19 protein-coding genes are annotated in these 20,689 nt (G+C 74.0%); 17 read left to right on the top strand and 2 right to left on the bottom strand.

Features of this window, described 5'->3' with window-relative positions; translation table 11 throughout:
- Positions 1–73: 73 nt before the first annotated feature.
- The 17 genes from AC07FV_RS20150 (at position 74) to AC07FV_RS20070 (ending at position 17,912) form a co-directional block, all read left to right on the top strand.
- Positions 74–1,063: an SRPBCC family protein gene (locus AC07FV_RS20150; RefSeq protein WP_479088757.1), complete on the top strand. Its 990-nt coding sequence runs from the start codon at positions 74–76 to the stop codon at positions 1,061–1,063.
- A gap of 66 nt (positions 1,064–1,129) precedes the next feature.
- Positions 1,130–1,927, top strand: coding sequence for an aldose epimerase family protein (locus AC07FV_RS20145; protein WP_479088756.1), 798 nt, complete (start codon positions 1,130–1,132; stop codon positions 1,925–1,927).
- 10 nt (positions 1,928–1,937) lie between these two features.
- Positions 1,938–2,486 (top strand): orotate phosphoribosyltransferase, encoded by a 549-nt coding sequence (gene pyrE, locus AC07FV_RS20140; RefSeq protein WP_479088755.1) that lies wholly within the window; start codon positions 1,938–1,940, stop codon positions 2,484–2,486.
- Positions 2,487–2,640: 154 nt separating this feature from the next.
- Positions 2,641–3,672 carry a class II fructose-bisphosphate aldolase gene (gene fbaA / locus AC07FV_RS20135; protein ID WP_479088754.1) on the top strand — a complete coding sequence of 344 codons (1,032 nt, stop codon included), beginning with the start codon at positions 2,641–2,643 and terminating at the stop codon, positions 3,670–3,672.
- A gap of 105 nt (positions 3,673–3,777) precedes the next feature.
- Positions 3,778–5,244 carry an MFS transporter gene (locus AC07FV_RS20130; RefSeq protein ID WP_479088753.1) on the top strand — a complete coding sequence of 489 codons (1,467 nt, stop codon included), beginning with the start codon at positions 3,778–3,780 and terminating at the stop codon, positions 5,242–5,244.
- A 174-nt stretch (positions 5,245–5,418) separates the two neighbouring features.
- On the top strand, positions 5,419–5,832 hold the full coding sequence (locus AC07FV_RS20125) for a DUF3151 domain-containing protein (RefSeq protein ID WP_479088752.1): 414 nt from the start codon (positions 5,419–5,421) through the stop codon (positions 5,830–5,832).
- Positions 5,833–5,997: 165 nt separating this feature from the next.
- Positions 5,998–6,813 (top strand): tryptophan 2,3-dioxygenase family protein, encoded by an 816-nt coding sequence (locus AC07FV_RS20120; RefSeq protein WP_479088751.1) that lies wholly within the window; start codon positions 5,998–6,000, stop codon positions 6,811–6,813.
- Positions 6,814–6,910: 97 nt separating this feature from the next.
- Positions 6,911–8,104, top strand: a complete 1,194-nt coding sequence (gene kynU, locus AC07FV_RS20115) for a kynureninase (protein ID WP_479088750.1) — start codon at positions 6,911–6,913, stop codon at positions 8,102–8,104.
- Positions 8,105–8,309: 205 nt separating this feature from the next.
- Positions 8,310–8,642: a hypothetical protein gene (locus tag AC07FV_RS20110; RefSeq protein WP_479088943.1), complete on the top strand. Its 333-nt coding sequence runs from the start codon at positions 8,310–8,312 to the stop codon at positions 8,640–8,642.
- Positions 8,643–8,775: 133 nt separating this feature from the next.
- A complete protein-coding gene (locus AC07FV_RS20105) occupies positions 8,776–9,684 on the top strand; it encodes an alpha/beta hydrolase (protein WP_479088749.1) in 909 nt (302 codons plus the stop codon).
- 214 nt (positions 9,685–9,898) lie between these two features.
- Positions 9,899–10,885: an alpha/beta hydrolase gene (locus tag AC07FV_RS20100; protein WP_479088748.1), complete on the top strand. Its 987-nt coding sequence runs from the start codon at positions 9,899–9,901 to the stop codon at positions 10,883–10,885.
- The gene (locus AC07FV_RS20095; RefSeq protein ID WP_479088747.1) at positions 10,882–12,330 is read left to right on the top strand and encodes an acyltransferase family protein; all 1,449 of its coding nucleotides are present in this window, start codon (positions 10,882–10,884) and stop codon (positions 12,328–12,330) included. Before AC07FV_RS20100 ends, AC07FV_RS20095 begins: the two co-directional genes overlap by 4 nt.
- A complete protein-coding gene (locus AC07FV_RS20090; protein ID WP_479088746.1) occupies positions 12,323–13,771 on the top strand; it encodes a sensor histidine kinase in 1,449 nt (482 codons plus the stop codon). Before AC07FV_RS20095 ends, AC07FV_RS20090 begins: the two co-directional genes overlap by 8 nt.
- The gene (locus AC07FV_RS20085; RefSeq protein WP_479088745.1) at positions 13,768–14,454 is read left to right on the top strand and encodes a response regulator; all 687 of its coding nucleotides are present in this window, start codon (positions 13,768–13,770) and stop codon (positions 14,452–14,454) included. The genes AC07FV_RS20090 and AC07FV_RS20085 overlap by 4 nt, the downstream gene beginning before the upstream one ends.
- A gap of 114 nt (positions 14,455–14,568) precedes the next feature.
- Entirely contained in the window at positions 14,569–15,915 is a 1,347-nt protein-coding gene (locus AC07FV_RS20080) for a sensor histidine kinase (RefSeq protein WP_479088744.1), read from the top strand.
- Positions 15,912–16,586, top strand: coding sequence for a response regulator (locus tag AC07FV_RS20075; protein ID WP_479088743.1), 675 nt, complete (start codon positions 15,912–15,914; stop codon positions 16,584–16,586). Before AC07FV_RS20080 ends, AC07FV_RS20075 begins: the two co-directional genes overlap by 4 nt.
- Positions 16,587–16,694: 108 nt before the next feature.
- The gene (locus AC07FV_RS20070) at positions 16,695–17,912 is read left to right on the top strand and encodes a cytochrome P450 (protein WP_479088742.1); all 1,218 of its coding nucleotides are present in this window, start codon (positions 16,695–16,697) and stop codon (positions 17,910–17,912) included.
- Positions 17,913–18,052: 140 nt separating this feature from the next.
- Here AC07FV_RS20070 and AC07FV_RS20065 read toward each other — a convergent pair whose 3' ends face one another.
- Both AC07FV_RS20065 and AC07FV_RS20060 read right to left on the bottom strand, forming a co-directional pair.
- Complete coding sequence (locus tag AC07FV_RS20065; protein ID WP_479088741.1) at positions 18,053–19,720, bottom strand: ABC transporter permease; 1,668 nt, start codon at positions 19,718–19,720, stop codon at positions 18,053–18,055.
- The gene (locus AC07FV_RS20060; protein ID WP_479088740.1) at positions 19,717–20,619 is read right to left on the bottom strand and encodes an ABC transporter ATP-binding protein; all 903 of its coding nucleotides are present in this window, start codon (positions 20,617–20,619) and stop codon (positions 19,717–19,719) included. Before AC07FV_RS20060 ends, AC07FV_RS20065 begins: the two co-directional genes overlap by 4 nt.
- Positions 20,620–20,689: the final 70 nt, after the last annotated feature.

Genomic DNA, 20,689 nt, shown 5'->3' with positions numbered 1-20,689 from the left:
GTACCGGCGTGCGGCGGGTGAGTTTGTGCCGTCGGGGGGTGCGGTGGGCGCCCGCTGGGTAGGCTGCGCTGACATGGAGCATGAGGTGTTCGTTCCGGTTCCGGCCGAGCGGCTCAGGGACGTGCTGGCCGACCCGGTCCGGGTCGCCCGGGCGGTTCCGGGGCTCCAGCAGGACGCCGGCGCCGCACCCGTCACGGGCCGGCTGAAGGTGCGCTTCGGCAGTCACTCCATCACCTACCGGGGTTCCCTGCGGCTGTCCGGGCGCTCGGACGGCGCGTACGCCGTCGAGGGCGTCGCCACCGAGTCGCGCGGCACCGGCACGGTCACGCTCGCGCTCACGCTCCGGGTGGCGGACGCCGACGGCGGGAGCACCCTGGCGGTCACCGGTACGGCCGCCGCCGACGGGCGGGTCACGGAGCTGCCGGCGGACGTGGTGACCTCGGCCGCCGGCCGGCTGCTGACCCGCTTCGCGGAGAACCTGGGCGCGGCCGTGGAAGCGGAGCGGCCCGGGACGACGCGGACGGAGCCGCCCACCGCCTCGGGCGCCGAGAGCCGCCCGCCCTCGCCGGCGGACCCGGAGGGGACCGCCGGGGATGCGCCGGCCGGGGAGGAGCGAGACGGGGAGGACCGAGCCGGGGCTGAGCCCGCCGGGGAGGAGCGCGACGGACACGACGACCGGGACGAGCCGGACGCCGTCGAGGCCTCCGGGGCTCCTGTGACTCCTGAGCCTTCAGTCGCCCCTGAGGCTCCTGCGGTCCCTGAGCCCCCAGCCTCGTCCGAGCCTCCCGCGGTCCCTGAGCCCCCAGCCGCCCCTGAACCGCCTTCGGCCCCCGTGCCTCCCGCCGCCCCCGAACCCCCCGCCGAGGCCGCGCACGCGCGGCGGACGATGATCGGGCGCAGCGCCGAGGAGGTGGACCACGCCCCGCCGCGCGGCCGGTACGCCCCCGTCCCCGCGCCGCAGGCCGGCGTGGCCGGTGCCCCCCTGCGCTGGGCCGCCCCGGCGGCGGCGCTGGTCGTGGCGTCGGCGATCGTCGTGGGCCGCGCGCTGCGCAAGCGCCGCTGAACCGTCGCCGGGCGCCGACGCGGCGACCGGGTGGGGCCCTCTTGATCGCCCCAGTAGGGTCGAGGGGTGAGCAACGAACCCATCACGCTGACCGCGGGTGACGCGGAGGCGACCGTGCTGCCGGGCAACGGCGGCCGGATCGGCGGGCTGCGCGTCGGCGGCACGGAACTGCTCCGGCAGGGCGAGCGCTACGGCTGCTTCCCGATGGTCCCCTGGTGCGGCCGCATCCGGGAGGGCCGCTTCCGGGACGGCGCCGCGGTCCACCAGATGCCGCTCAACTCACCGCCGCACGCCATCCACGGCACCGCCCGCGACGCCGCCTGGCGCACCGCCCGCGTCACCGCCGACGAGGCCGTCCTCACGTACGACCTGGCCGACCCCTGGCCTTACCCGGGCCGTGTCACCCAGGTGGTCACGCTCGGCGAGGACGCGCTGACGCTGACCATGGCGGTGGAGACGTACGCGTCGTCCTTCCCGGCGCAGCTCGGCTGGCACCCGTGGTTCAACCGCACCCTCGACGGGGCCGACGGGTCCGGAGCGGTGATCGCCTTCGACCCCGCCTGGCAGGAGGAGCGCGGCGACGACCACCTCCCCACCGGCCACCGCGTCGACCGGAAGCCCGGCCCCTGGGACGACTGCTTCGGGATGCCCGACGGCGTCGACGTCACCCTCACCTGGCCCGGCCGGCTGGAGCTGCGGGTGACCAGCCCCGAGCAGTGGGTCGTGGTCTACGACGAGCAGGAGGCCGCCGTCTGCGTGGAGCCGCAGACCGGGCCGCCCGACGGCCTGAACACCCTTCCGCGCCTGGTCACGCCCGTGGAGCCGCTGGAGGCCACGACGACCTGGGCCTGGCGGCGCCTTTAAGCTGGCGTACATGACGGAAGCACGTGCGGCGCTGCTGCAGCAGATCAAGGACAAGGCCGTGGTGCACGGCAAGGTGACCCTCTCCTCGGGTCTGGAGGCCGACTACTACGTCGACCTGCGCCGCATCACCCTGGACGGCGAGGCCGCGCCGCTGGTCGGGCAGGTGCTGCTGGACCTGACCGCCGACCTGGACTTCGACGCGGTCGGCGGGCTGACCATGGGCGCCGACCCGGTCGCCGCGAGCATGCTGCACGCCGCCGCCGCGCGCGGCAGGCACCTGGACGCCTTCGTCGTCCGCAAGGCCGCCAAGGCGCACGGTCTCCAGCGACGCGTCGAGGGCCCGGACATCAAGGGCCGCCGCGTCCTGGTCGTCGAGGACACCTCCACCACCGGCGGCTCCCCCCTCACCGCCGTCGAGGCGGTGCGCGAGGCCGGTGCCGAGGTGGTGGCCGTCGCGACCATCGTCGACCGGGCGACGGGCGCCGCGGAGAAGATCGAGCAGGGCGCGGGGGTGCCGTACCGGTACGCGTTCGACAAGGACGAGCTGGGCCTGGACTGAGGCCCGCCCGGGACGGTACCGCCCAGCGGGCGGACGTCCACTCGGAGTATCCCGGTCCGTCTGGAAGGATGGGGCCGACGATGACGTCGCCCCCCATGGTCTAGGTCAGGGCCGAAGCACGTATCACGCCCACCCGCACATACAAGGAGCGGACATGCCCATCGCAACTCCCGAGGTCTACAACGAGATGCTGGACCGGGCGAAGGCAGGAAAGTTCGCCTACCCGGCCATCAACGTGACCTCCTCCCAGACGCTGCACGCGGCCCTGCGCGGTTTCGCGGAGGCGGAGAGCGACGGCATCGTCCAGATCTCCACCGGCGGCGCCGAGTTCCTGGGCGGCCAGCACAACAAGGACATGGTGACCGGCGCCGTCGCCCTCGCCGAGTTCGCGCACATCGTCGCCGAGAAGTACGACGTCACCGTCGCGCTGCACACGGACCACTGTCCCAAGGACAAGCTGGACACGTACGTCCGTCCGCTGCTGGCGGTCTCCGAGGAGCGCGTCAAGGCCGGCCGCAACCCGCTCTTCCAGTCGCACATGTGGGACGGCTCCGCCGAGACCCTCGCCGACAACCTCTCCATCGCCACCGAGCTGCTGGAGCGCGCCCGCGCCGCCAGGATCATCCTCGAGGTCGAGATCACCCCGACCGGCGGCGAGGAGGACGGCGTCTCCCACGAGATCAACGACTCCCTCTACACGACGGTCGACGACGCGGTGCGCACCGTCGAGGCCCTCGGCCTCGGTGACCAGGGCCGCTACCTGCTCGCCGCGTCCTTCGGCAACGTGCACGGCGTGTACAAGCCGGGCAACGTCGTGCTCCGCCCCGAGCTGCTCAAGGAGCTGAACGAGGGCATCGCCGCCAAGTACGGCCGGCCGGCCGGCAGCAAGCCGTTCGACTTCGTCTTCCACGGCGGTTCCGGCTCCTCCGCCGAGGAGATCGCGACCGCGCTGGAGAACGGCGTGGTCAAGATGAACATCGACACGGACACCCAGTACGCCTTCACGCGTCCGGTCGCCGACCACATGTTCAGCAACTACGACGGCGTCCTGAAGGTCGACGGCGAGGTCGGCAACAAGAAGACCTACGACCCGCGCACCTGGGGCAAGCTCGCCGAGGCCGGCATGGCCGCCCGGGTCGTCGAGGCCTGCGGTCACCTGCGTTCGGCGGGCCGGCGGATCAAGTAGTACCGGTCGTCCTCACCGAGTAGTACGAGTAGTACCGGTCGTCCTCGTCGACCGTTCGCACGAGCCCGGCGCCCCCGCGCGCCGGGCTCGCTGTATACCTGGGGCATGCCCGACGTCCGGCTGGCCTCACCGCAGGGCAAGTGGATCCTGTTGACCACCGTCCTCGGGTCCGGCATGGCCCTGCTGGACTCGACCGTCGTCAACGTCGCGCTGCCCCGGATCGGCCGCGACCTCGACGCCGACCTCGCCGCGCTCCAGTGGACGGTCAACGCCTACATGGTCACGCTGGCCGGGCTGATCCTCCTCGGCGGCGCCCTCGGCGACCGCTTCGGCCGCCGCCGGATCTTCGTCGTCGGCGTGCTGTGGTTCGCCGCCGCCTCCCTGCTGTGCGGCCTCGCGCCGAACGCCGGGACCCTGATCGCCGCCCGTGCCCTCCAGGGCGTCGGCGGTGCGCTGCTCACGCCCGGCTCCCTCGCCCTCATCCAGGCCTCCTTCCACCCCGACGACCGGGGCCGCGCGGTGGGCCTGTGGTCGGGCTTCGGGGGTGTCGGCGCGGCGGTGGGTCCGTTCCTCGGGGGCTGGCTGGTGGACGGTCCGGGCTGGCGCTGGGTCTTCCTGCTCAACGTCCCGCTGGCGCTGCTGTGCGCCCCGATCGCGCTGCGGCACGTGCCGGAGTCCTCGGACGAGCGCGCCCACTCCCGCTTCGACGTGCTCGGCGCGGCCCTCGGCGCGGCGGCCCTCGCGCTGCTCACCTTCGCGCTGATCGAGGCGCGTACGGGGACCTGGGCGGTGACGCTCAGCGCGGTGGCGGGAGCGGCCGCGGCGGTGGCCTTCGTCGTCGTCGAGCGGCGCGGCCGGGACCCGATGATGCCGCTGGACGTCTTCGCCTCCCGTCAGTTCGTGGCGGTCAACGTGGTCACGCTGTGCGTGTACGCGGCCTTCGGCGGCTTCTTCTTCCTCGCGGCGCTCCAGCTCCAGGTCGTCGTGGGCTGGTCCGCGCTGGCGGCCGGTACGGCCCTGCTGCCGACGACGGTCCTGATGCTGCTGTTCTCGGCCCGTTCGGGCGAGCTGGCCGAGCGTCTGGGGCCCCGGCTCCAGCTCGGTGTGGGCCCGTTGCTGTGCGCGGCCGGGATGGTGCTGATGCTGCGGGTCGGGCCGGGCGCCTCGTACACCGCCGACGTGCTGCCCGCCCTGCTGGTGCTCGGCCTCGGCATGGTCACGCTGGTCGCCCCGCTGACGGCGACCGTGCTGGCCGCCGTGGACACCGCGCGGGCCGGGCTGGCCAGCGGCATCAACAACGCGGCGGCCCGTGCGGCGGGCCTCGTCGCGGTCGCCGCGCTGCCGCTGCTCACCGGGATGGGCGAGGAGGCCTACCGGTCGCCCCGGGCCTTCGACGACGCGTTCGGACCGGCCATGCTGATCTGCGCGGGTGTCCTCGTGGCGGGCTCGGTGACCGCCTTCGCGACGGTGCGCCGCCCGGGCCCGGACTGCCGCCGGCCCGAGTGCCGGACCCACGGCTCCGTCATGGTGCCGCCGCTGGAGGGGGAGCGGGCTCCCGACGGGGCGGGGTGACGTGGGTGGAGGGACGGTGGGGCGGGGTGACGTGGGTGGAGGGACGGTGGGGCGGGGTGGCGTGGGTGGAGGGACGGTGGGGCGGGGTGGCGTGGGTGGAGGGACGGCGGGGTGGGGCGACGCGGGCGGGGTGACCCGTGCGGGGGAGGGGCGCGCATGCCGCAGACTTGTGCCATGGCCATTCACGAGAACCTCCTCGGGGGACCGCCCCCGACCCACCTCCCCGACGACCCGGGACCGCGTGAGCTGCTGGCGGGCGGGACCTCGCCCGCCGACGTCGCGGCGAAGTACCCGACGTCCTCGCTGGCCTGGGCCCGGCTGGCCGACGAGGCGTTCGAGCGCGGCAGCGTCGTGGAGTCGTACGCGTACGCCCGTACCGGCTACCACCGCGGTCTGGACGCCCTGCGCCGCAGCGGCTGGAAGGGCCACGGTCCGGTGCCCTGGGAGCACGAGCCGAACCGCGGCTTCCTGCGCGCCCTGCACGGCCTCGCCCGCGCCGCCCAGGCGATCGGCGAGAAGGAGGAGTACGAGCGCTGCAGCCAGTTCCTGAAGGACTCCTCGCCCTCCGCGGCCGAGGTGCTCGGCTAGGTCCTGCCTCCCGCGCCGAGGTCCGGCGCGTCCCGGCCCGCCCGCCGCGAGCGGGCGGGCCTTGCGGTTTCCTGGCACGATTGCGGAGGATGCCGTTGGGGACCGGGGCCCCGTGCCGGTAACGGCAGGGCGGACCGCTACCCGTAGTGCCATCAGGAGACAGCAATGTCCCACGAAGCCCCGAATCTCGACTTCGAGGGCAGCACGCCGTACGAGGACTACGTCAAGGCGGACGTGCTCACCCACCTCCAGCACACCCTCTCCGACGATCCCGGAGAGATGGTCTTCCTGGTCACGACCCAGGTCATGGAGCTGTGGTTCACCGTCATCGTCCACGAGTGGGAGACCGCGGCCGGCGCTCTGCGCGAGGACCGGATCCAGGTGGCGACCGACGCGCTGAAGCGTTCCGTGCGGGAACTGGAGGCGCTGAACGCCTCCTGGACGCCGCTCGCGGGCCTCACGCCCGCCCAGTTCAACTCCTACCGGAGCGCCCTCGGCGAGGGCTCCGGTTTCCAGTCGGCGATGTACCGCCGCCTGGAGTTCCTGCTCGGCGACAAGTCCGCGTCCATGCTCGTCCCGCACCGCGGCAGCCCCCGCGTCCACGCGGAGCTGGAGAAGGCGCTGCACGAGCCGTGCCTGTACGACGAGGTGGTCCGGCTGCTGGCCCGGCGCGGGTACGACATCCCCGAGGCCGTGCTGCGGCGCGACGTCACCCGCAAGTACGAGGCGGCGCCCGAGGTGGAGGCCGCCTGGACGGCCGTCTACTCCGGTGACCAGAACGGCGAGCTGGCGCGTCTCGGCGAGGCGCTCACCGACGTCGCCGAGCTGGTGTGGCGCTGGCGCAACGACCACCTGGTCGCCACCCGCCGCGCGATGGGCTCCAAGACCGGCACCGGCGGCTCCGCCGGGGTGGCCTGGCTGGAGAAGCGGGCCCGTGGCAACGTCTTCCCCGAGCTGTGGACGGCGCGGTCGTATGTCTGAGCCGCGGGACCTCATGTCCGAGCCGCGGGAGCGTACGTCTGAGCCGCGGGACCGTATGTCTGAGCCGGGGGAGCGTACGTCTGAGCCGCGGGACCGAATGTCCGAGCCGCGGGAGCTGGCCGGTGAGGCCGGCCGGCTGGACGCCGCCGACGAGCTGGCGGCACTGCGCGAGCGGTTCGTCCTCGACGACGTCGTGTACCTGGACGGGAACTCGCTGGGCGCCCTCCCGGCGCACGTCCCCGCGCGCGTGGCGGACGTCGTACGGCGCCAGTGGGGCGAGCTGCGCATCCGGTCCTGGGAGGAGAGCGGCTGGTGGACCGCGCCCGAGCGGATCGGTGACCGGATCGCCCCGCTGGTCGGCGCGGCGGCCGGGCAGGTCGTGGTGGGCGACTCCACGAGCGTCAACGTCTTCAAGGCCCTCGTGGCGGCCGTACGCATGGCGGGCGAGGGGCGCGACGAGATCCTCGTCGACGCCACCACCTTCCCCACCGACGGGTACATCGCCGAGTCCGCGGCCCGGATGACGGGCCGCACCCTGCGTCCGGTCACCCCGGCGGAGGTGCCGTCGGCGCTGGGGGAGCGTACCGCCGCCGTCCTGCTCAACCACGTCGACTACCGCACGGGCCGGCTGCACGACCTGCCCGCACTGACCGCCGCCGTCCACGCGGCGGGGGCGTACACGGTCTGGGACCTGTGCCACAGCGCGGGCGCGCTGCCGGTCGGGCTCGACGAGCACGGCGTGGACCTGGCCGTCGGCTGCACCTACAAGTACCTCAACGGCGGCCCCGGTTCGCCCGCGTTCCTGTACGTGCGCCGCGACCTCCAGGGCCGGTTCGACTCCCCGCTCCCGGGCTGGAACTCGCACGCCGAGCCCTTCGGCATGACCCCCGCCTACGCGCCGGCCTCCGGTGCGGTGCGCGGCCGGGTCGGGACGCCGGACATCCTCTCCATGCTCGCCCTGGAGGCGGCCCTGGACGTGTGGGACGGGGTGTCGGTCGAGGCGGTGCGGGCCAAGTCGCTGGCGCTGACGGACTTCTTCCTGCGCTGTGTCGGGGAGTACGTCCCCGGCGGCCGGGTGGAGTCCGTGACGCCGGCCGCGCACGCGGAGCGGGGCAGCCAGGTGGCGCTGCGCTGTGACGACGCGGGCGACGTCATGAAGCGGCTGATCGAGCGCGGGGTCGTCGGTGACTTCCGCGCGCCCGACGTCCTGCGTTTCGGCTTCACACCGCTGTACGTCGGATTCGCCGACGTGGAGCGGGCGGCGGCGGTGCTGGCGGAGACGCTCGGGTAGGGGCCGGGGGCCGGGGGCCTGCGGGCCGCTCCCTCGGGGGCGGTCCGCGTCCTCCTCGCGTGCGGGGTGCCGTGGTGGTGCGGGCCGTCCTCGCTCGGGTGCTGCGGGTGCTGCGGGGTGAGGTGGACTGGGGGGAGGTGGGTCCGTGGCGTGGCGCGGTGGGAACCGTGGCGGGGACGGGGGCGTGGTGGCGGGTGTGGACGATGTGACTCGACGGACCCGCAGCTGCGCCGGATGCCTCGTCGCGGGCGCCGTCGGTGCCTCGACCGCCGTGCTGGCCTGGGCGCCGCTCGCCCGGATCAGCGTGACCGGCGGTTTCGAGACCCGGCACCGTGACCTCAGCGTGCTCTATCTCGACCTCCCGCTCGTCGCCCTGGGCGGGGCGCTCGTACCGGCCGCCGTCTGGGCGGTGGGCCTGCGTGTGCTGCGCGGGCGGGCGTGGGCGGCGGCGCTGCTCGCCGTGGCGGCCCTGGCGCTGGGCACCTGGGGGCTGACCGCGTGGTGGACGCCGTACGAGGAGCCCGAGTTCATGGGGTGAGACCGAACCGGTTCTCCCCTCACCCAGCGTGACAACCCCATGTCCGCGCACGTCACCGGCCTGATACGGTCCCGCCAACGGCCGATTCCCTTCCCCGGTCCGCCAACACCGTTTCGCCGCTGAGAGGTTGCGCATGCCGGACGCCGCCGCAGGACCGGGCACCGATGCCGCGAGGGACGCCGCGGAGGCCGTGGAGCAGAAATCGGCCTTCTCGCACCCGGCGGTCGACCCCGACTCCACCGCCTCCTACGGTGACCACGTCGATCAGGTGATCGACTTCTACGCCCCGCGCGGTACGGCCGGACCGGGCGGCGCCGCCCCCGTCGTGGTGCTCCTGCACGGAGGCTCGTGGCGGGCACCGTACGACCGGCGCCATGTCAGCCCGTTCGCCGCCTTCCTGGCCCGCCGGGGCTTCGCCGTCGCCAGCGTGGAGTACCGGCGCGGCGCTGCGGGCGGGGACGCGGCCGGGGGTGACCCCGTGGCGGGCCGCTGGCCCGACACCCTCGACGACGTGGCCGCCGCGCTGGACGCGCTGCCCGCGCTGGTGCGGCAGCACCTCCCGCAGGCCGACGCCGGTCGTGTCGTGGTGACCGGCCACTCCGCCGGTGGTCATCTCGCCCTGTGGGCGGCGGCCCGGCACGTGCTGCCCGCCGACGCCCCCTGGTACCTGGACCGGCCGGCGCCCTTGCGCGGCGTGGTCGCCCTCGCGCCGATCGCCGACTTCGGGGCCGCGGGGGCGCTGGACGTGTGCGGCGGTGCGGCGCGCGAGTTCCTGGGCGGTGAGGAGAGCTTCGAGGAGCGCCGGCCGTACGCCGACCCCGCCCTGCTGCTGCCCACCGGCATCGCGACGACCCTCGTGCAGGGCCGCGCCGACGTGGACGTCCCGCAGGCGGTCGCCGAGGCGTACGCCGACGCGGCGGCGCGGGCGGGGGAGGTGGTGGGTGTGACGCTGCTGGAGGACGTCGGCCACTATCCGTTGATCGATCCGGCGGCGGACGCGTGCGCGGTGGTGGCGGAGGAGATCGCGCAGTTGGCCTGGTGAGGTGCTTGCGGGGCCGGTGTGGTGCCGGTGCCGGGTGGGTTGGGGTGACGGATACGGCGACGGTGGCGGTGGCGGCGCGGTGCCGGTCGTACCCGTAATACCTGAGAGCTACCCCGCAGGTGAGTTCCCTGGCGGGACGCGAGTTACCCCGCCCGATCCATAACTTCCCTTACAGGCAGGCCCGATGGGCGGGCGTGCCGGAGGGGAGAAGGCCATGGGGTCCCGTTCGGCGGCAGGTTGGCGGCGGCGCGTGAGCACAGCGCGTCGTACTGTCCTCGCCGCGCTCATATGTGGTGCCGTGGTCCTCCCTCTCGCCGGCGCCGCACGCCCCGAGACCCCGGCCCCGCCCCCTTCCGTGTCGGCGGCCCCGACGGCCGGCACGCTGGACGAGGCGTATGCCGCGCACCGGGCCGACGCCGCCGAGGCGTCCCGGATGGCCGCCGCCCATGGAGACCGCCGGCGCGCGGCAGCCGACCTCGCGATGGCCGATCCGTCCCGGCACCTCCTCGCCTTCGACGGGCGGGGCGCCGGACAGGCCACGGAGGTTCTCGGTGACCTGACCCGCGCCGACAGAGTCGCCGTCCTGGTCCCGGGCTCCGACACCAGTCTCGACACGTACGGCCGGTTCCGTGCCGCTGCCCTCGCACTGCACGCCCGGCTGGCCGCGGACGCCCCCGACGGCATCCGCACGGCGGTCGTGGCCTGGCTGGGCTACGAGACACCGGGCACCGTCAGCACCGCGGTCGCGACGACCGGCCGCGCCGACCGGGCCGCCCCGAAGCTCCGCGCCCTGCTCGACGTCCTGCGGGGGGTCACCGGCCCCACGGCCCGCTTCTCCCTGCTCTGCCACTCCTACGGTTCGGTCGTCTGCGCCCGCGCCGCCGAGAGTGCGGACGTCACCGACATAGCCCTGGTGGGCAGTCCCGGCACCGGCGCCGACTCCGCCTCGGGGCTGCGCACCGGCGCCCGGGTGTGGGCGGCCCGGGGTGCGGACGACTGGGTGGGGCACGTGCCGCACCTCAGCGCCGACCTCTTCGGCACCACCGTCGGCTTCGGCACCGACCCCGTCTCCCCGGGCTTCGGCGCCCGGGTCTTCGCGGCCGGCGACGGCGGCCACAGCGACTACTTCGCCCCAGGTTCCGTCTCCCTGCGGAACCTGGCCCGGATCACCCTGGGCGAGATCACGGAGGTGACCCGATGACCCACGTGACACCGGCACCCCGGACCGCTCCGGCGCCCCAGTCTGCTCCGGCACCCCGTACCGCTCCGCCACCCCAGACCGCTCCGGTGCTCCCCACCGCCCCAGCCGGTGCGTCCTCCTGGCGCCGGGCCGCCGAGCGGATAGACGCCGCCACGCCCGCGTCGCGGGACCGGGCGGTCGACGCCCTGCGCGCCTTCGCCATCCTCGGTGTGGTCCTCGGCCACTGGCTGGTGACGGCTCTGGTCGCCGACGGCGCAGGCCTGCGCGCGGCCAGCCCGCTGCACGACATGCCGTGGCTGGCCCCGGTCTCCTGGGCCTTCCAGACCCTCGCCGTCTTCTTCCTGGTGGGCGGCCACGTCGCCACCCTGGGCCACGCGGCGGCCCGCGCCCGCGGCACGTCCTACGGCAGGTGGCTGTCCGCCCGGTTGTCGCGGCTGTTCCGGCCGGTCGCGGCCGTCCTCGCCCTGTGGACGGTGACGGCGGCTCTGTTGCTGCTGACGGGCGCGGAGTTCACGACCGTCCGCACCCTGGTGAAGCTCGCTCTGTCCCCGCTGTGGTTCCTCCTGGTCTTCGCCGCGCTGACGGCGGCGACACCGCTGCTGACCCGACTGCACCCGTTGTGGCCGTTGGTCGCCGTGCTCCATGTGGACCTGCTGCGCTTCGGCTTCGGCGCCCCGCCCTGGCTCGGCTGGATCAACGTCGCCGCCGGGTGGCTGGTCCCCTACACCCTCGGCGCCGCCTGGACCCGGGGCGAGTTGGAGCGCCGCCGCACGGGCTGGTTGCTGCTCACGGGCGGTACGGCGGCGACGGCGGCGCTCGTCGCCTGGGCGGGCTACCCGGCGTCGATGGTCGGCGTCCCCGGCGCCGAGGTGTCCAACCTCGACCCGCCGACGCTGGCCGCCGTCACCTTCGGTCTGGCGCAGTGCGGGCTCGCGTTGCTCCTGCGGGACCGGTTGCGCGGCGCGCTGCGGCGGCCGGCGGTCTGGGCGGTGGTCGCGCTGGTCAACCTGTCCGCGATGACGATCTTCCTGTGGCACCAGACCGCGTTGATGGCGACCACGGCCACCGGTCTCCTCGCGGGCCGTCTGCCCGGCCTGCACACGGCCCCCGAAGGGCTGGACTGGGTCGCCGCCCGGCTGGTCTGGCTCCCGGCCTTCGCGCTGGGTCTTGCGGCCTGCTGGGTGGCCTTCCGCTCCTTCGAGGGGAACGGCGGCAGACGCCGCTCCAGAATCGTCCGCACGCACCGCCAGCCACAGCCACAGCCACAGCCGGAGCCGGAGCCGGAGCCGGAGACAAGGGAGACGAGGAAGACGACGGACCCGACGGACCCGACGGACCCGACCCGTAGGAGCGAGACGGCAGGGGCGACCAGTGAGACAGGGGCCGCGGGAATGGCCGAGCCCGGAGGAACGACCGGGACCACGGGGGTAGTTCGTCATGTCTAGGGTGGGGCGGGTGAAGCCAAGGGGGAGCCGGCACCTGCCGGGCGGCAGAGCGCAGCGGGTGCTGCGGGTGCTGCACGAGGATCTGTGGACCTGGCGGGCGGACCCGCTGCCGCCGTCCGTGTGGCTGCGCTGGTTCCCGCACGGGGTCGTCTGGCTGGCCGCCCTCGGTGTGCTGCTCGGAGGCGTGGCCCAGCTCGATGACCACGGCGGGGTCGACCCGGGGTTCGCCTTCCTGATCGGCCTCGCCCAAGGCGGCGCGATGGTGCTGGCGCTGTGGCGGCCGATCGCGGGGTGGTGGCTGTCCATGGCCGCCATGCTGGTGGGCGCGTTCGCGGTGCGGGCCGGGATGACCGTCGACGGCGACCGGTTTCCCTGGCCCTGGCCCGCGGCCGGAATCATCGGGCACCTGTTCGTCCTGCTCCTCCTCGCCCTGCGGGTCCGCACCCGGGTCTCCGTGGAGGCGCTGACCCTGACCGCGCTGGCCACCTATGTCGTGCAGGGCCTGGTGGGCGGCGTGGCCTACCAGCCGACCGGCCAGCTCGCCGTCATCCTCTTCGCCGTGGCCGTGGTGCTGGGGACGGCCCTGCGCGGGCGTCGCGAGGCCCGCGCCGAACTGGTGCAGCAGACCTCGCTGACCGCCGAGGAGCGGGCCCGGCGCACGCTGTTGGAGGAGCGCGGGCGCATCGCCCGGGAGCTGCACGACGTGGTCGCCCACCACATGTCGGTGATCTCCATCCAGGCCCAGGTCGCCCCCCTCCTCGTGGAGAACCCGCCGGACGAGCTGAAGGAGAACCTCGCGGGCATCCGGCAGAACGCGCTGGAGGCCCTCACCGAACTGCGCCGCGTGCTGGGCGTCCTGCGTGCCGAGCATCCCGACGGACCGGATGCGCACGGGAGCGCCGACGCTGCCGCCCCGCACGCTCCGCAGCCCGGTCTCGACCGCCTCGGCGCACTGGTGGAGAACACCCGGGCAGCGGGCCTGACCGTCCACACCGGGTCGAGCGGTGTGCGCAGACCCCTGCCGTCCGGGGTCGAGCTGTCGGCCTACCGGATCGTGCAGGAAGCGTTGAGCAACGTCCTGCGCCACGCGCCCGGCGCGACCGCCCAGGTGCACCTCACCCACCTCCCGAACGGCCTGCGGGTGGACGTCTCCAACACCCGGCCGAAACGCGACCCGTCGCCCTCCCAGGGAGCGGGGCACGGACTGATGGGCATGCGGGAGCGGGTCGCGATGCTCGACGGCAGCCTGACGGCGCACCCCATGCCGGACGGCGGCTACCGGGTGGCGGCGTTCCTCCCGGTCGACGTCACCGGGCCCGCCGACGCCGACCGGCCCGCCGACGCCGACCGGTCCACCGCCCCCACCCCGGCCCCCGCCGCCGACTCCTCTACCGACCGCGACCGCGACCCCGACCCCTTCACCGAGGACGGCACCCCATGACGACCAGCGACAACGGCCGGGTGATCCGCGTGCTGATCGCCGATGACCAGCAGATGGTCCGGCAGGGCTTCACCGTGCTGCTGAACACCCAGCCGGACATCGACGTGATCGGACAGGCGGTGGACGGTCTGGACGCCGTGGCCAAGGTCGCCGAGCTGGCTCCGGACGTCGTCCTGATGGACATCCGCATGCCCGAGCTGGGCGGCATCGAGGCCACCCGGCGCATCACCCTGGCGGACCCCGGCATACGCGTGCTGGTGCTCACCACCTTCGACCTGGACGAGTACGTGTACGAGGCCCTGCGGGCCGGCGCGGCCGGGTTCCTGTTGAAGGACGCCTCCGCCGACCAGTTGGCCGAGGCGGTCCGGGTGGTGGCGGACGGGGACGCGATGCTCGCGCCGGGCATCACCCGGCGGCTGATCACCGAGTTCTCCCGGCTGGACGACCGACCGCGCGCCCCGCTGAAGGAGCGCGTGGGTGACCTGACCGAACGGGAGACGGAGGTCCTCGCCCTGATCGCACAGGGCCTGTCGAACGCGGAGATCGCCCAGCGCCTGGTGGTCGCCGAGCAGACGGTGAAGACCCATGTGGGCCGCATCCTGGTGAAGCTCGGCCTGCGGGACCGGACGCAGGCCGCGGTCTTCGCGTACGAGTCGGGCCTGGTCAGGCCCGCCGGGTACTGACTCCGCGGTGGCCCGCGCGGGCCCCGCGTCATCGCCGTAGTACCTGAGGCGGACGCCGAAGGACCCCTCTCACTGGTGACGACCGCGGACCGCTGGGCCCCTACCGTTGCTGATGTGACCGAGACGACCCAGACGCGGACCACGCATCCCGGAGACGGGAGCGGGTCCCGCAGCCCCGAGTACCGGCTGGCGATGGACGCCCTGAGCGGACTGCGCGAGGACCTGTTCCACGACGCCTTCGCCTACCGCCCGCTGCCCCGCCCGGCCGCCGCCGGCCCGTGGGGTCGACACCTCCCCGCCCGGCTGCGGCCGTACGCGGCGCGCGTTCCCTACGTGCTGGTCGCAGCCGCAGCGCTGCTGGCCTTCTACGGCGGCCTGGCCGGTGGGGCGAACGACGGCCCGCTGGCCCTGTTGAGCGGCCTGGTGTGCGCGGCCCCGGTGCTGGCCACACTGGTCCGGCCGGTCGGCGCGTTCTGGATGTCGATGGCGGCGACCCCCGTGGTCGCACTGCTCGGCAGCAGCTGGGGCGACTGGCCGTGGCTGCCCGGCCCGTTCATCTGCCACTCGGCGGTGCTGGTGATCGTGGCGATACGCACCCGGCCCCGGACGGCCGTGTGGATGTGGGGTCTGACCGCCGCGTACGGCTTCGCCAACGAGTCCTTCTGGGGCGCCGGTCACTACGGCGGCAACAGCTCCCCGATGCTCGTCCTCACCGCCTTCGCCCTGCTCGTGGTCTCCCTCTGGCACATCCGCCGCGACGCCCGGCGGCAGGTGACCGCGCAGGAGACGGTGACCGCCCACGAGCGGTCCCGGCGCACGCTGCTGGAGGAGCGCACCACCATCGCCCGGGAGTTGCACGACGTGGTCGCCCACCACATGTCGGTGGTCGCCATCCAGGCGGAGGCCGCGCCCTACCGGGTGGAGAACCCGCCGGAGGAGCTGGAGCGCGCCTTCGCCACCATCCGGGAGAACGCGGTGGCAGCCCTCACCGAGCTGCGCCGCGTCCTCGGGGTCGTCCGGGCCGAGGACTACGAGGTCCCGGACGCCCCGCAGCCCACCCTCGCCGACCTGGACGGCCTGCTCGCCAATGTCCGCGACGCCGGCCTGAGCGTCGAGAAGGCGGTGACCGGCGCGGTGCGCGAGCTGCCGCCCGGCGTCGAGCTGTCGGCGTACCGGATCGTGCAGGAGGCACTGAGCAACACGCTGCGGCACGCGCCCGGTGCCACCGCCCGCGTCGAGGTCTCCTACGTCCTGGGCGGGTTGGGCCTGCGCGTGGTCAACGGTCCGCTCCCCGAGCCCAGCCTCGTGAAGCCCTCACCCGGCGCGGGGCACGGCATCACCGGCATGCGCGAGCGGGTGTCGATGCTGAACGGTGAGATGACCGCCGCCCCCACCGACGACGGCGGCTACGAGGTGGCGGTGTTCCTGCCGGTCACCGTGGTGCACGAGGGGGACGCATGACCGACGGCACGATCCGCGTCCTGATCGCCGACGACCAGATGATGGTGCGCGAGGGCTTCTCGGTGCTGTTGAACGCGATGCCGGACATCGAGGTCGTCGGCGAGGCGGTCAACGGCCGCGAGGCCGTCGGCAAGGTCCGCGAGCTCGTCCCCGACGTCGTCCTCATGGACATCCGCATGCCGGAGCTGAACGGTATCGAGGCGACGAGGGAGATCATCGCGGCGGACGGCACGTCGAAGGTGCTGGTGCTGACCACCTTCGACCTCGACGAGTACGTGTACCAGGCGCTGCGCGCGGGCGCTTCCGGCTTCCTGCTCAAGGACGCCTCGGCGAGGCAACTGGCCGACGGGGTGCGGGTGGTGGCCGCCGGGGAGGCGCTGCTGGCCCCCTCGATCACCAAGCGTCTGATCACCGAGTTCTCGAAGCTGTCCGACGGCCCGCGTCTGATGCCCCAGGCACAGGCGGCGTACGGGGAGCTGACCGACCGGGAGACGGAGGTCCTGGTGCTGATCGCGCAGGGCCTGTCGAACGCGGAGATCGCCGGGCACCTGGTGGTCGCCGAGTCGACGATCAAGACGCACGTCAGCCGCGTCCTGGTGAAGCTGGGGCTCAGGGACCGCACCCAGGCGGCGGTCTTCGCCTACGAGGCCAGGCTGGTCACACCGGGGTGACCAGGGGGCCCGACGGGTTCCGTGCCGGTACCGCGCCGGGCGTGCCGGTCGCGGCCGACGGCCCGGGACCTCTGGGCACGGGCCCGGTCGGCGTCCTATCGTCCGTCCATGACGGCTCAATCCGACCTCGCGTTCGACCCGTGGGACCCGGCGTTCGTCGCCGACCCGTACCCCGCCTTCGCCGAGCTGCGGGCCCGGGGCCGGGTGCACTACTACGAGCCCAGCGACCAGTGGCTCGTCCCGCACCACGCGGACGTTTCGGCGCTGCTGCGCGACCGGCGCCTGGGCCGGACCCACCGGCACCGTTTCACCGACGAGGACTTCGGCCGGGCCCCGTACCCGCCGGAGCAGGAGCCCTTCCACACGCTCAACGACCACGGGATGCTCGACCTGGAGCCGCCGGACCACACCCGTATCCGGCGGCTGGTGTCGAAGGCGTTCACGCCGCGGACCGTGGAGCGGCTGAAGCCGTATGTGTGCGCCCTCGCGGACGACCTGGTGTCCCGGCTGGTGCAGGCGGGCGGCGGTGACCTGCTGCGGGACGTGGCCGAACCGCTCCCGGTGGCCGTGATCGCCGAGATGCTGGGCATCCCCGAGTCCGACCGGGGCCCGCTGCGCCCCTGGTCGGCGGAGATCTGCGGGATGTACGAGCTGAACCCGTCCGAGGAGACGGCGGCGAAGGCGGTCCGGGCGTCGCTCGCCTTCTCGGAGTACCTGCGCGGTCTGATCGCGGCCCGTCGCAAGGAGCCCGGCGACGACCTGATCTCGGGCCTGATCGCGGCCCACGACGAGGACGACCGTCTCACCGAGCAGGAGATGATCTCGACCTGCGTCCTCCTGCTGAACGCCGGTCACGAGGCCACGGTGAACGCGACGACCAACGGCTGGCTGGCCCTCTTCCGCAACCCGGACCAGTTGGCGGCCCTGCGCGCCGACCGCTCCCTCGTCCCCTCGGCCGTCGAGGAGCTGATGCGCTACGACACCCCGCTCCAGCTCTTCGAACGCTGGGTGCTGGACGAGATCGAGATCGACGGCACGGTCCTGCCCAGGGGCGCCGAGGTGGCGCTGCTGTTCGGCTCCGCCAACCACGACCCGGCGGCCTTCACCGCCCCGGACCGTCTCGACCTCGCCCGCCGGGACAACCCGCACATCTCCTTCAGCGCCGGCATCCACTACTGCATCGGCGCCCCGCTGGCCCGCATCGAGCTGGCGGCGTCCATGACGTCCCTGCTCGCACGGGCACCCGGGCTGAGGCTCGCCGCGGAGCCGCGGCGCAGGCCCCACTTCGTCATGCGAGGGCTGGAGGAACTGACCGTCGAGACGTGAAGCGTCCGCCCGCCGGCTTCGTTCCCCTCGCCGTCCCGTCGGCTTCGTTCCCTTTGCCGTCCCGCCGGCTTCGTTCCCTCGCCGTCCCGCCGGCTTCGTTCCCTCGCCGTCCCGCCGGCTTCGTTCCCTCGCCGTCCCGCCTACTTCGTCTCCAGGTCCCGCCGCCGGAAGCCCGCCAGACCCAGCCGCACCAGGCCGGCGGCGAGGAGCGTCAGCACCAGCAGCGGGGTCCACTCCATGTCCGCGGCCGGGAGCCGGGGCACGTGGCCGAAGGGGGAGAGGTTGTTCATCCAGTCGGGGAAGCTCAGGATCGGCCCGAGGTAGCCGACGACGAAGACGTACGCGGGCACGGCCCAGGCCGCCGCGCTCGCCCGCGGGAACCAGCCGAAGAGCACCGTCGCCACCCCCGCCGTCACCCACAGGGCGGGCGCGTAGGCGAGGGCCGCGCCGATCAGTGCGGGCAGCAGCGCGGCGTCGCCGGTGGAGGCGGCGCCCGCGAGGCCCATGCCCAGGCCGGCCAGCAGCAGGACGAGCGTGCCGCAGCCCGTGGCCACGGCCAGGTGGCCGCCGACCCAGCGGCCGCGGGACAGAGCGGTGGCGAGCAGCGGTTCGGCCCGGCCCGCGGTCTCCTCCGTCCGCGGCCGCAGCGCCGCCATCACCACGTACACGGCGGCGACCGCCGTGACGACCACCATGACCATCGCGGCGAACGACTCCGCCATGTCGGCACCGCCGAGGCGTTCCAGGGCCTCCTGGACCTGGTCGACGTCCTTGAGCATGTCGTCGGCCTGCCCGAGGAGCGAGCCGTACATCGCACCCATCAGGAACAGGCCCGCGCCGAAGCCGGCGAACATCCCGCGGTGCAGCCGCAGGGCGGAACCGAGGGCCGTGCCCAGGGCGGCGGAGGCGTGCGCACTGCCGGGCCGCTCGGGCCGCAGGCCCGCGCCCACGTCCCGCCGGGTGGAGAGCGCGAACCCCGCCGCCGCACAGGCCGTGGCGAGGGCGAGGCAGAGCAGCAGCGGCCACCAGTCGTCGTCGACGTAGACGTAGGTGCGCTGGGTCCAGCCGATCGGGGAGAGCCAGGACAGGGCGCCGGCCGGGCCGCTGTCGCCGGCGGCCCGCAGGACGTAGGCGACGCCGATGACCGCGAGGGCCATGCCGGTGGCACCCCGCGTGTGGGCGGTGACCTGGACGGTGACGGCGGCGACGCCGGCGAGGACGAGACCGGCGGCGGCGTGGCAGGCGCCGTACAGCAGCGAGCCGGAGGCGTCGATGCCCTCGATGCCGAGGGCCGTCAGGCCGAGGGCCAGCAGCAGGGCGAGGAGCAGGTCGGCCAGGAGGGCGACGGCGAGGGCGGCGGCCAGGTGGGCGTGCCGGCCGACGACCGTCGAGCGCAGCAGCTCGGCCCGTCCGGTCTCCTCCTCGGCACGGGTGTGCCGGGTGACGACGAGGACGCTCATCAGGCCGACGAGGACGGCCGTGAAGCCGAGCATCTGGTGGCCCAGCATGGCGCCGAAGGTGTAGTCGTCCAGGTAGTGGCGCGGGCCCGTCATGGCGAGACCGGCCGGGCTGCTCATCGTCTCCACGGCGTCGGCCCGGTCCTCGGGCGCGCTGTACAGCTCGGCGAAGCTGTCGGCCGTCGACAGGGTGCCGAGGAGCAGCGCCGCGAGCCACACCGGGAGCCGGACGCGGTCGCGGCGCAGGGCGAAGCGGATCAGCGTGCCGGTGCCGGCCAGGGCGTCCGTGCGGCCCGTGCCGGACCGGGGGCGTGCCGCGGAGCCGGCGGGGGTCGTCGAGGTGGCGGTCATCGCAGGGCTCCCCGTACGCCGTCCTCGTAGTGGCGCAGCATCAGCTCCTCCAGGGTCGGCGGATGGCTGACGAGGCTGCGGATGCCGAATTCGGTGAGCTTGCGGACCGCGCCGTCCACCTCGCTGCCGTCGACGGCGAAGTGGACCCTGCCGTCGGTGGTGCGCAGGTCGTGGACGCCGGGCAGCGTGTCCAGGCCGGTGGCCGGGCGCTCGGTCTCCGCCTCGATGGTGGTGCGGGTCAGGTGCCGCAGTTCGGCGAGCGTGCCGGACTGGACGGTCCGGCCGAGCCGGATGATGCTCACCCGGTCGGCGAGCTTCTCCACCTGGGCCAGGATGTGGCTGGAGAGCAGGACGGTCCTGCCGGCGGCCTTGGCCTCGGTGATGACGTCCTGGAAGACGACCTCCATGAGCGGGTCCAGGCCCGCGGTGGGCTCGTCGAGGAGGAGCAGCTCGGCGTCCGAGGCGAGCGCGGCGACGATGGCGACCTTCTGCCGGTTGCCCTTGGAGTAGGCGCGGCCCTTCTTGCCGGGGTCCAGTGCGAACCGTTCGACGAGTTCGGCGCGGCGCCGCTTGTCCAGCCCGCCCCGCAGCCGCGCCAGCAGGTCGATGGCCTCGCCGCCGGTGAGCTGGGGCCACAGCTCGACGTCGCCGGGAACGTAGGCGAGCCGGCGGTGCAGGTCGACGGCGTCCGACCAGGGATCACGGCCGAGCACCTGAGCGGCGCCCGAGTCGGGGCGCAGCAGGCCGAGCAGGACGCGGACGGTGGTGGACTTGCCGGCGCCGTTGGGCCCGAGGAAGCCGTGGACCTCGCCCGTTTCGACGGCGAGGTCGAGTCCGTCCAGCGCGCGCGTCCGGCCGAAGGACTTGTGGAGTCCGGAGACGCTGATTGCCTTGGTCATGTTTCGGAACGTACGCTACCTTCAGAAATTTGTGAAGTTAAGAAAGCGTCAGGATGTGAGGGATGATCGA

Source organism: Streptomyces sp. NPDC045956 (assembly GCF_056430705.1).
The sequence above is the reverse complement of the archived record's forward strand: the minus strand, read 5'-3'. Positions and strand labels throughout refer to the sequence as shown.